This is a genomic window from Microvirgula curvata (assembly GCF_054781615.1).
The window spans coordinates 82,844-95,477 of record NZ_BAAGUB010000014.1 but is presented as its reverse complement, the minus strand read 5'-3'; the positions used below and the strand labels follow the sequence as shown (position 1 = coordinate 95,477).

6 protein-coding genes are annotated in these 12,634 nt (G+C 61.5%); all 6 read left to right on the top strand.

The genetic code is table 11. From position 1 onward, the window contains the following. Positions 1-3,129 (top strand): toxin TcdB middle/C-terminal domain-containing protein (locus tag ACYVG8_RS08530; protein ID WP_460745401.1); only part of this gene is annotated, 3,129 nt, incomplete at its 5' end. A 30-nt stretch (positions 3,130-3,159) separates the two neighbouring features. Then, positions 3,160-7,359 carry an RHS repeat domain-containing protein gene (locus ACYVG8_RS08525; protein ID WP_460745400.1) on the top strand — a complete coding sequence of 1,400 codons (4,200 nt, stop codon included), beginning with the start codon at positions 3,160-3,162 and terminating at the stop codon, positions 7,357-7,359. A gap of 59 nt (positions 7,360-7,418) precedes the next feature. Beyond that, on the top strand, positions 7,419-8,597 hold the full coding sequence (locus ACYVG8_RS08520; RefSeq protein WP_460745398.1) for a sugar diacid recognition domain-containing protein: 1,179 nt from the start codon (positions 7,419-7,421) through the stop codon (positions 8,595-8,597). Positions 8,598-8,648: 51 nt separating this feature from the next. After that, positions 8,649-9,974, top strand: a complete 1,326-nt coding sequence (locus tag ACYVG8_RS08515) for a GntP family permease (RefSeq protein WP_233495232.1) — start codon at positions 8,649-8,651, stop codon at positions 9,972-9,974. Positions 9,975-9,985: 11 nt separating this feature from the next. After that, a complete protein-coding gene (locus ACYVG8_RS08510) occupies positions 9,986-11,146 on the top strand; it encodes a glycerate kinase (RefSeq protein WP_028500383.1) in 1,161 nt (386 codons plus the stop codon). A 19-nt stretch (positions 11,147-11,165) separates the two neighbouring features. Then, complete coding sequence (pyk, locus tag ACYVG8_RS08505) at positions 11,166-12,584, top strand: pyruvate kinase (RefSeq protein WP_460745395.1); 1,419 nt, start codon at positions 11,166-11,168, stop codon at positions 12,582-12,584. The last annotated feature ends 50 nt before the right edge of the window (positions 12,585-12,634 follow it).

Sequence of the window (12,634 nt, the reverse complement as noted above, 5' to 3'; positions counted from 1 at the left end):
GACAGCCCGCTCACCCTGCCATGGCCGGACGGTTTCCTGTACGACGATTCGGCCGAACTGCGCTTCGGCGACCTTGCCGGTCACGGCGCGGTCAGCCTGCTGCTGAGCCAGCGGCATGGCGAGCCGAAGCACTGGCGCTACGACTTCCTGTCCGGCCCGGCCGGCCTGCTGAGCCAGATCGACAACCAGTGCGGACGCACGATCCAGCTGTCCTACCGCAGCTCGGCCCAGTTCCGGCTGGACGAGAAGCGCGGCGATCCGGCCAGCGTCAGTCACCTGCCGCTGACGCTGGCGCTGTGCAGCCAGGTCATCGACCGCGATGCGGTGCAGGGGCACGCCGATACCCGCCGCTATGCCTATCAGGGCGGCCTGTATGACCCGACCGAGCGCACGTTCAACGGCTTTCGGCGCGTCGACCGCAGCGACCAGGGCGATGCGTACGACGGCTACGGCCAGCCACTGGTCGAACCGGCGCTGACCCGCTCGTGGTACCACACCGGTCAGCCGGACGATGCCACGGACAGGAGCGACTACTACGCTGGCGATGCCCAGGCCTACACGCTGGGGGACACCCGCGTCACCAGCTGGGATGGCAGCAAGGACAGCACACCGACCAGCAGTGACCCGCTCTGGCATCAGGTGCTGAAAGGGAAACTGCTGCACGAGGAAGTCTATCCGGCCGACATCAGCGATGCGGTGCCGCGACGGGTCAACTCGTCGCGCTGGCAGCTGCGGGTCATGCAGGCGGCAACGGCCAGTGCCAACGCCGTGGTGTCCCCCCTGCTGCTGGAAACGCTGCACGCCGACTATGACGATACCGGGTTCGATCCGCGCTTCAGCCAGCAGGTGGTATTGAGCCGCGACGGCGACGGCAATGTGACCCGCCAGGCGCGGGTCCACTACCCGCGCCGGGCGCAGGACCCGGCCTTCAGCGATCCGCTACTGACGCCCGGGCAGCTGGCCGCCACCTACGATGACAGCCAGCAGCGGCTGCGACTGCAGGAAGGCACGCTCGACTGGGCCCGGGTGGTCGACGACAGCAACTGGCGCCTGGGCCTGCCGACACAGCAGATCGAGCAGGCACTGGACTACCCGGCCAGCAGCGCCGGCAGCGGGCTGAGCTTCGAGACCCTGTCCGACCCGAATGGACTGCTGGGCCCCGATGCACCACGCACGCTGACCGACTGGCGCACGCAAAGCTACCTGAACGCCAGCAGCGTGCTGCTGGCGATCGGCCGGGTCACCGGCCAGCAACACGCCGTGCTCGACGACAGCACCGCCCACAGCACCTACGACCCGGTGCTCGGCAGTGACCAGGTTGCCACGCAACTGCAGGCGGCCGGCTATGTGCAGGAGACCCTGAATGGCCTCAACTACTGGGTCGCCCAGCGGCAGAGCGCCAGCTACGCCGACGCCGGCGGCTTCTACCGGCTGCAGACGCTGCAGGCCAATGCGCACGAGGGGAAACGCACGCTGACCTATGACCCGGCCAGCTGCTGGCTGACCGGCATGACCGATGCGCTGGGCAAACAGACCACACTCGGTTACGACGCCCGCTTCTGGCAAGCGGTGAGCCTGAGCGACGTCAACGGCAAACTGCACGAAGTGCGCTACGACGCACTGGGCCGGGTGATGGCGGTGTCGCACAGCGGCTTCGACCCGGTGGCGAACTACCTGCCGACCGGTCTGACACCGGAGCAGGCCTGCGTCTCGGCCAGCGACGCGCTGCAGGGCATGGCCGAAGTGGTGATTTACGCGGCGGGCAGCTGGGCCGGCGAGATCGACAGCCGGCTGCCGGCACACCGGCTGGTGCTGAGCGCGGACCGGGAGGCGAGCGATCCGGCCCGGCAGATCCGGCAGCGGATGGACTACCGGGACGGACACGACCGGGCGTGGCGGACGGTGCGGCAGGTGGCGCCGGGAGACGGCTACCGGCTGAGCGAGAACGGCGACTTTGTTTATGACGAAAGCGGGGAGGCGGTCAGCGGACCGCTGGCGGTGCGCTGGCAGGTGGCGGCGGGAGACGAGTGCAGCGCGGGCGGGCTGCCGCTGCTGCAGTATCCGGGCTACTTTGTGGACCGCAGCCGGCCGGCACGCGAGGCGCCGCCGCTGCCATTTGCGCAGCACTATCGGGATGCCACACGGAAGCCGGTGCTGGTCCGGCATGGCAACGGCAGCGCCCGTACACACGGCTATCGTCCCTGGTACTGCGTCGCGGCAGATGAAAACGACAGTGCCCGCCAGGCCCCGCCGCCGCGGGTCTCCGCCCCCCGCCAGGAAAGCGACGCCTCCCGCCCGCGAGTCGGCATGCATGGCGAGCATATCGACTGGATCGGTCCGCGCAGCCAGCTGTACCCGCTCGGCAGCGGCGTACGCAGCTATGATCCGTGCATTCAACGCTTTCTGACGCCGGACCCCTACAGCCCGTTTTCCGTCGGCGGCCTCAATCCTTATGCCTATTGCTTTGGCGACCCGGTCAATCTTGGCGACCCATCCGGCTACGCTCCCGCCGTCAGGATTCGTCGCTTGAGCGCCAGTGCCAGCCTGTCCATAGCGGGAGGCAGCATCGGTCTGATTATCGGCGTGCTGAGTATTGTGGCCAGCCTGGCATCGGGGGGGTGGCTGACCATACTGCTGGGCGTCATGACCGGCTTCATGGTATCGACAGGGGCAGCGCTGCAAATCGCCTCAGGCAGCTACCTGGACACCGATCCGGGCCTGGCGACAGAGCTGGGAGACATGGCAAATGTGTTCTTTCTTGTCGGCGCCCTGATGAGCGCACCGCTACTGCTGAAAGAAGCGTTTCTCGGCATGAAGGTATTCGTGTCATTTTCCAGAAAATTATTGTTCGGCAACCCGTCACGACAATCCATTGCCGGCATGACAACACATGGCAGTACACAGATAGCCGGCACGCTGTCTGCTCCATTGCCCCGTACCATCCAGCTTCCCCTTCCCCGGATTATCGTCTCGCAGTCCACCCCCAACCTGAGCCTGGCGAGAAAATTGGCCATGCCAAAACCGGTGCCAGCCACGAAGACATCCATGGAAAGCCTGTACTACACAGCGCAGACCTCCCCGGCATCGTCGCTTCAAAATTCCATGACAAGTTTCAACCTCATACTCTGAGCCAGAAAGCGAAAACAGGAAAGCACTGCCATGCTTTTTTATTCCAATGCATTCAATCTGACAGATTGGGAACAAGAAGGCGTCGATCCCGCGACGGGAATATATATCCGGCACATTCCCATTGCCAGCCTGTCTGCCAATCGTCTGCTCGGCCCCACCTTTACTCTGGCGCTGCGTTTCAACCTTTTCAACCCGATTGATTATGGGTTTGGTACTGGCTGGGAGCTGAATCTCACCCATATCGACACTGGGCTGCCGTCAGACAATACACAGCCTGCCATCGATACGCTGGTACTGGCAGACGGGCACAGATATCGCATGCAAACGGGAGAAGAGGGAGAAACCATTCTGAAATACAAACGAACGAATACTTTCCAGATTTTCAAGGACACCGATACGACCTACACGCTGGTTTACAAAAACGGCACAACAGAAACCATTGAAAACGGCAAAACGACAGTCATAAAATCCGCCAATGGAAAACAGGTCAACATCAGCTGGTCTTCGGATAACTCATTTAAAATCACCGACAATGACGGTACGGTCCTGCTTTCCACGGCCCTCAGCAGCACCGCTACCCCGGGTGCTGCCAGCAATTTCAGGAACCACGCTGTCACCACCGCGCGCAGTGTGCTGACGTTTTGCTGCAACCAGTCCGGCATCCCGCGTCTGGAACGGGTGACACAGAAAACCGACACCTCGTCGAGCCTGCTGTACAGCATCGCCTATGGCACGCACAACACGTCCTTTCTGCGCATTGACTCCTGGCAATCCTTCGTCGATTACTGCCAGCGGGATACCGTTAGCTATCTCACCCTGTCTTCGCCAGACGGTCTGGAAAAAGCCGTGCCGGCCACCTCATCGATCACGCGCAGCATTTGCTCCCGCATAGGCCAGCCGGCAAAAAACCGTACGATCACTTACCAGTATGGTGAGCAAAATTATCTTGGTTATCCTGATGTGCCCATATGGAATGACAGCATCGACAACCTGGAAGGACTGCCGGACAGCTTTTCCTATCAAACCACAGAAACCATTGGTGATCCTGCCCTCCCCGCCCTGGTCACGACCCGGACCTACAACAAGTTCTATCTGCTGGTCTACAGCGCACCCCGTGGCCCTTCCCCGCTCCGGGTCAAGGACCATGCCTACACCTACCCGCTGACTCCGAATGCCGGCATTGATGCCCAGCCGCCCGCTTTTGCGCTGTATACAAAAGACGAGCAAACCTGCACGACGCAAACAGGCCAGACGTGCAGGCAGACCAGCCAGTCCACGGTGCGAGAGTACGACGATCATGAAAACCTGACCAGGATCTGCCCGCCGTCCGGCATGACGGAATGGAGTACTTATTATCCGGCGGCAGGAGAAATGACTGAAGACGGCACCGTTCTCTGCCCGGCAGACCTTTATGGATTTGTAAAATATCTGAAAAGCCAGGTCATTTCCTCCGGGAGCAGTGCAGATGCCATTCCAAGAAAAATATGGCAATACACCTATAGCCAGACGCAGGACACCAGCCTGATTCAGGTCAATGAAGAGCAGTTCTTCATGCAGCCTGCGTTCCCTCCCGTTGCGCGTCTGACGGCACTGAAGAAAACAGCCTATCTGTACGATAATGCGGGGCGGCCTGCGCAGATCACGTCGAGCATGGTCAGGATAACCTCCCCCAATATCCCGCCCTCCTACTTGCCGACAACAACCTGCTTTGTCTATACGGAAAGTAGCGCTGACAGCACAAGCACCATCGCCAAGGAAACGACCGGTTACGATAGCAGCGCGGTAAAAAAAACGGAATCACTGACTCAAGCGTTCATTACCGCAGAGACCTTGTCCGTTATCGACACTAACGGCATTGTCACGTGTTTCGAATATGATGCGCAAGGCCGCGTCACCAGGAGCACTCGTGCAAAAGGAACGGAAAACGAAGTCGCCACACTGGCCACTTTCCAGCCCATCTCCAACCGGATCCTGACTAAAAAAACATCCAGCCAGTTTACGGAAGTCACCGTAACCGACGATCTGGGCAATCCATCAGAAGTGTTCTGGACCCTGCCAGCCTCTTCGACCCATGCGGGTATGAGTTACAAGATCTGCAGTTATGCCTACAATGACCTGGATCAGGTCATCACGGAAAATGAATACGATTATTTTCCGCAAGCCACATCAAAAACCATCATTCCACCCGACATAACGCAAACGACAAAATACGAATGGAATGTTTATGGCGAACCTGTTTACAGGAAAAAATCAGATGGCAGCGCTGTTTCCTATGTTTATGATGCCCACAGCAGAAACGATTACCCTGCATCGATTGCCATTACATATTACCCTGGCGGCAGCACGGCCCTTTCCTACTATAATGCAAGCGATCAGCTATGCCTGCAGGAAATCTACGCGAGCCGCACCAGAAAAAAGCCCGATACCACTCAGGAGTTCAGTTACGACCCGTTCATGCGCGAAAGCACGTCCATGCTCAGTGGGCGAGAAACTTTTACATATGAATACGATGCCTTTGATCGGATCATCGTCAAGAACGGCAGCGCAAGCGGCAAACAGTCTTTTTTTTACGCCCCGCACAGCGCCGCCCCCCTGGTTTCCGTCATCGATGTCGACGGCACGGTCATGGGAGAAAAAAGTCATGATGGTCTCAACAGGGAAACATCGACCACCATCAATGGCGTCAAGACCCGATACGACTACAGCGGATCGTCAGTCTTCTCCCGACCCGCTCTGGTCTCGATCACCGGCGGCAGGCAATGGGCATATGAATATCACCCTGTATTCGAAAGCGTTACAAGAGAAGCCATAGAGAACAGTGCAGCCATCCCCCTTGCCGTCATGTCATTCAGCTACGCGCCGGATTCAGGGCGGTTGGTGGGAGAACAAACGGTGCGGCGAGCTTACACGTATTCCCGCACGCTGAGTTACGACGCATTCGACCATCTCTGTGAAGATGCTGCCGCCTGGGACAGTAGCGATCTCGGCAAATACAAAACCACAATCGCCAACACAGTGCGCGGCAAGCCCATCGAAATTTCAGTCCGTTTCAACAGCGACAGCACCACTATAAAAAAGCAGTATGTGTACGATGATTGCGGGCGGGAAAAAATCATCCGCTACCTGTCAAGCGATACAAACCACACGAACAAAATACTCAGCGCCTCCTATCTTCACCGGTCAAAATCGACAGGCAATCTGACCCAGATAGACAATTACGCCAGAACGATTTACAACAATTTCAGGCATATAAAGCAAACCCGGGCTTACAATCAATACAATGACGAAAAAAACCTTTCCTATTATTTGTTTTCACATTTCGTATTCGGATGCAAAATATCATATACCCCACACCGGAAACTCAAGCAGGTTTCGTACACATTTCAGGCACAGCATGCATATCAATGGGACGAGAACTATACATACAATGACAGAGGCGCCTTGCTGTCCTGGAAGAGAAACGGGAATGTCACGTATCGCAATGAGTATGGCGACACGGTTCTGAAACAATCCTTCACGCGGGACAGGCTGGGAAATGTTTCAACCATCAACAGCGAGCTCAGCCAGGGCAGCCAGCTTTCGCGCTACGCTTATGAAAATAAAACAAATCTGGTAAAAATTGACAACATGGCAATCAACGGGCATTCAAATACCCCAGACAAAATAGATTTCGAATACGATGCCGAGGGCAATACCACAAGCCAGATCTACCAAACAACCAATGGTATATCGGAAAAATATTACTATTATGAAGATTCAAAAAACATCAGCTACATGTCCGATAAATACAATAATGTCGACACCTCTGTTTTTTATTATTACGATGCAACGGGGAGGAAAATATGGACGACCGTCAGCAGCGAAACCGGCACGCTCCATTCTGCCCACATCTATGTCAATGGGCACCTGCAAATCGACCAGCACCAGATCAACAGAACCGCCCCCCCTTTTTTCATGCTCTATCATCTTGTCGACGGGGAGACCATGTTCATTACTGAAGTCAATACGCAAGGCGAAGCGAATGTCCGCCCCTGCCTTAATGGTCCGCATGGCACACCGGTCGTGGAAGGCCATCAATACGTCACGTACGCGATAACGACTACCGAGACACGTTTTTTTTACCGCTATTACAATTTCCATATCCGGGGCCAGAATGCCTATGGACTGACGTTCGACCTGGGGGCCAGCGAGTATGATGCCAACCGCAGTGCCGATCTGCCCGAAGAATAGACACCCCGCTCCGGCCGGGAATTGGCGATAATGTTTGTCCCTGCCCTGCATTGCCCGCCATGATTCCCATCGACGCCCCGCTCGCCCAGACCATCGTCGACCGCACAATGTGCATTCTCGACTGCAACGTCAATGTGATGGACGCCCACGGCACCATTATCGGCAGCGGCGACGCCTCGCGGCTCGGGCAGATGCACGACGGTGCCTTGCTTGCCCTGTCCCAGGCACGCACGGTCGAGATTGACGAAGCCATGGCCAGCCGCCTGTATCAGGCCCGGCCCGGCATCAATCTGCCGCTGCGCAGCGATGGCACCATCGTCGGCGTGGTCGGGCTGACCGGTCAGCCCGACCAGGTCCGCCATTTCGGCGAGCTGGTACGCATGACGGCCGAGATGATGCTGGAGCAGTCGCGGCTGACACGGCTGATTGCCCGTGACACCCGCCAGCGCGAGGAATTGCTGCTGAACCTGATCCGCAACGACACGCTGAGCCCGGGACTGGCAGACTGGGCCCAGCGGCTCGGGCTGGATCTGGACCAGCCGCGCGTGGTCGCGGTGATCGAGGTCGACAGCCATACGCTCGGGGTCGATGCCACGCTGGCGGAGCTGCAGCAGCTGCAGGTGCTGCTGACCACGCCGGAACGCGACAACCTGATCGCCACGGTGTCGCTGAACGAGATTGTGGTGCTGAAGCCGGTCGAGGTCCGCGCCGACGGCTGGAATGCCGATGCGCACCGCGAACGCGTGCACCGTCTGCTGTCGCGCATGCGTGATGGCAGCGAACTGGGGGTGCGCATCGCACTGGGGCAGTATTTCCCCGGTCCGGGCGGCATTGCCCGTTCCTACCGCACGGCGCTGTCGACACTGGATGTCGGCCGCCGGCGAGCGCCTGACGAGCGGGCCTATTTCTATCAGGACCTGATGCTGCCCGTGCTGCTGGACAGCCTGCGCGACGGCTGGCAGGCCGACGAATTGCGACGCCCGCTGCGGACACTGGCCGAGCACGATCCGCACGGGCTGCTGCAGCGCACGCTGACGGTGTGGCTGGCCCACGATGCGCAGCCGGGCGCGGCGGCCCGTGCACTGCACATCCATCGCAATACCCTCGATTACCGGCTGCAACGAATCGGTGCCTTGTGCGAACTGGACCCTGGCCGGCTCGACGACCGGCTGCTGCTGTATGTGGCGCTGCAGCTGCATGCCGGTGCCCGCCCGCAGGCAATTTGTAAAAACGCCTAATAAATTCTGTTTTCATCTCCGGTTTTACGGGCATTCGCACGAGGCCGGAAAATGACGGCATCGTTACCCTTGCCGCTTTCCGAAATCGCCCGTTACGGGCATGCAAGGAGCGGCATGGTCGAGGTATCCACACTGGGCGCGCTGGCGGCACTGGTCGTCGCCATCGTACTGATTCTGAAGAAGGTCCCGCCGGCTTACGGCATGATGGTCGGCGCCCTGGTCGGTGGCCTCGCCGGCGGCATCGACATGTCGCAGACGGTCGATCTGATGATGGGTGGTGCCAAGGGCATCATCCCGGCGGTGCTGCGCATTCTTGCCGCCGGTGTGCTGGCCGGCGTGCTGATCGAATCCGGCGCTGCATCGACCATTGCCGAGACCATCGTCAAGCGCCTCGGCGAAACCCGCGCCCTGCTGGCGCTGGCGCTGGCCACCCTGCTGCTGACCGCGGTCGGCGTGTTCATCGACGTTGCCGTCATTACCGTGGCACCGATCGCGCTGGCGATCGCCAGCCGGGCCGACCTGTCGAAAATGGCCATTCTCATCGCCATGATCGGGGGCGGCAAGGCCGGCAACGTAATGAGTCCGAACCCGAACGCCATCGCGGCGGCCGACGCGTTCCACCTGCCGCTGACCAGCATCATGACCGCCGGTATCGTGCCGGGGATTTTCGGCCTGATCGTGACGTATCTGATTGCCAAGCGCCTGGTTCAGCGCGGCAGCAAGGTGGCGCCGGAAGAGCTGATCTCCCACGAGCATGCAGCCCTGCCCGGCTTCGGCCCGGCCATGGTCGCGCCGCTGGTCGCCATCGCCCTGCTGGCCCTGCGCCCGCTCGCCGACATCAAGATCGACCCGCTGATTGCCCTGCCGCTCGGCGGCCTGCTCGGCGCGCTGGCCATGGGCAAGCTGCGTCACAGCAACCAGTATGCGATCGCCGGCCTCGGCCGCATGGCGCCGGTGGCGATCATGCTGCTCGGCACCGGCACCCTGGCCGGCATTATCGGCTCGTCGGCGCTCAAGACGCTGCTGATCGACGGTCTGCAGGCGTCCGGCATGGCCCCGTACCTGCTGGCGCCGGTGTCCGGCGCGCTGATGTCGCTGGCAACCGCCTCGACCACCGCCGGCACCGCCGTTGCCTCGCAGGTGTTCGGCAGTACACTGCTGGAACTGGGCGTACCGGCGCTTGCCGCCGCGGCCATGATTCACAGCGGCGCCACGGTCTTCGACCACATGCCGCACGGCAGCTTCTTCCACGCCACCGGCGGTGCCGTGAACATGAGCATGAAGGAACGCCTGAAGCTGATTCCGTACGAAACGGCCATCGGTCTGGTCATCACCATCGTGTCGACCCTGCTGTTCGGCGTCTTCAAGGTCTTCTGAGAAAACGTGCCATGAAAATCGTCATTGCCCCCGACTCGTTCAAGGAAAGCCTGACCGCGCTCGAAGTCGCCACCACGATAGAGAACAGCATGCGCGAAGTCTGGCCAGACGCCGAGTTCGTCAAGCTGCCGGTCGCCGATGGCGGCGAAGGCACGATGGAAGCGCTGGTCGCCACCACCGGCGGCCGCCGTATCGATCTGGCCGTTACCGGTCCGCAGGGCGATACCGTCCAGGCCTGCTACGGGCTCAGCGGCGACGGTGCAACCGCCATCGTCGAGATGGCCACGGCCAGCGGGCTGGCGCTGGTGCCCCCCGGCTCTCGCAATCCGCTGCAGACCACGACCTATGGCACCGGCGAGCTGATCAGCTCGGCACTGGATGCCGGGGCGCGGCGCTTTATCGTCGGCATCGGCGGCAGCGCCACCAATGATGGCGGCGCCGGCATGCTGCAGGCGCTGGGCGTACGCCTGCTCGACGAGCATGGCCGCGAAATCGGCCCGGGCGGCGGTGCACTGGCACGGCTGGTCCGCATCGATGCCGGCGACCTCGACCCGCGGCTGGCAGACTGCCGCATCGACGTCGCCTGCGATGTCGACAATCCACTGACCGGTCCGGACGGCGCCTCGCACGTGTTTGGCCCGCAAAAAGGCGCGACACCGGAAATGGTCCGCCAGCTGGATGCCAATCTGAAGCACTTTGCCACCCTGATCGAACGCGATCTCGGCGTGCAGGTGGATGGCGTGGCCGGCGCCGGTGCCGCCGGTGGCACCGGTGCCGCGCTGCTGGCCTTCCTCGGCGCGCGGCTGCTGCCGGGCATCGAAATCGTGATGGAAGCGGTCGGACTCGACGCCGTGGTGCGCGATGCCGACCTGGTCATCACCGGTGAAGGCCGCATCGACAGCCAGACCATTCATGGCAAGACCCCGATCGGCGTCGCCCGGGTCGCCAAGCGGCACCATGTCCCGGTCATCGGCATTGCCGGCTGCCTGACGGCGGATGCGGAAGTGGTCCACGCCCACGGCATCGATGCCGTGTTCAGCGTGCTGTACCAGGCCTGCTCGACCGCCGAAGCCCTGCGCGATGCCGCCGACAACCTGCGTCTCACCGCCCGCAATATCGCCGCGACCCTCGCCATCGGCCAACGGCTGGGGCATGCCGGTCGTGGCGGCTGACCCCTCACCGGAGATCCGCATGTCCAGAGGCACCAAGATTGTCGCCACGCTCGGCCCGGCCAGCAGCGATCCGCACACGCTGGAACGGCTGATCGTTGCCGGCGTGAACGTCGTCCGGCTCAATTTTTCCCATGGCAGCGCGGCCGACCATATCGCCCGCGCCGGGCTGGTACGCGAAACGGCCGATCGACTCGGTGTATCGGTCGGCATCCTGGCCGACCTGCAGGGTCCGAAGATCCGCGTTGGCGCCTTTGCCGATGGCGCGGTACAACTGCACCCCGGCGACCCGTTCGTTCTCGATGCCGCCTGCACGCTGGGTAACGCCGGCCGGGTCGGCCTCGACTACAGGGATCTGCCGCGCGATGTCGAAGCCGGCGCCGTGCTGCTGCTCGACGATGGCCGCATCGTGCTCGATGTCGAGCGGGTGACCGGCGGGGAAATTCATACCCGTGTCCGCGTCGGCGGTACGCTGTCGAACAGCAAGGGCATCAACCGCCAGGGTGGCGGGCTGTCCGCACCGGCACTGACCGACAAGGACCGCCAGGATCTGCAGACTGCCGTCGCACTCGGCGCCGACTATATCGCGATATCGTTCCCGAAGACCGCAGCCGACATGCACGAGGCACGTGCACTGGTCGCGGCAGCCGGCGGCAGCAGCATGCTGGTGGCCAAGATCGAGCGCTGCGAGGCCATTGCCAATCTGGACGAGATCCTGCTCGCCTCCGACGGCATCATGGTCGCGCGCGGCGACCTCGGCGTCGAGGTCGGCGACGCGGCGGTGCCAGCCCTGCAAAAACGCATGATTCGCGAGGCACGCCAGCACAACCGCTTTGTCATCACCGCCACCCAGATGATGGAATCGATGATCTCGGCGCCAATTCCAACCCGGGCCGAAGTGTCCGATGTCGCCAATGCCGTGCTCGACGGTACTGATGCCGTAATGCTGTCGGCGGAAAGCGCCACCGGCCGGTATCCGGTAGAGACGGTCGAGGCGGTGGCCCGGATCTGCGTCGCGGCCGAGACCTCGTCCGTGAACACCTTCGACAAGGAACTGCTCGACCGGCCGCAAACCCGCGTCGATCAGTCAATCGCCATGGCCGCGCTGTTTACCGCCGGCCACATAGGCGCCCGTGCCATCGCCGCGCTGACCCAGTCCGGCTCGACCGCACTGTGGATGAGCCGGGTCGACGGCGGCGTGCCCATCTATGCGGTCACGCCGGAAGAATCGACCCGCCGCAAGGTATGCATTTTCCGTGGCGTCTATCCGGTAAAAACGGTGAACCATGCCAGCACGCGCGAAGAAGCGGTTGCCCAGGCCGAACGCGCACTGCGCGAGCTGGGCGTCGTCGGCCATGGTGACCGGCTGCTGGTCACGCTCGGCGAATCGATGGGCCAGCCGGGCAGCACCAATACCCTGCTGATCGTCGAAGTGGCCTGAGCAAGGCAGCGGGCACCGATGCCACGCCGGCCATCGGTGCCCATTTCCGC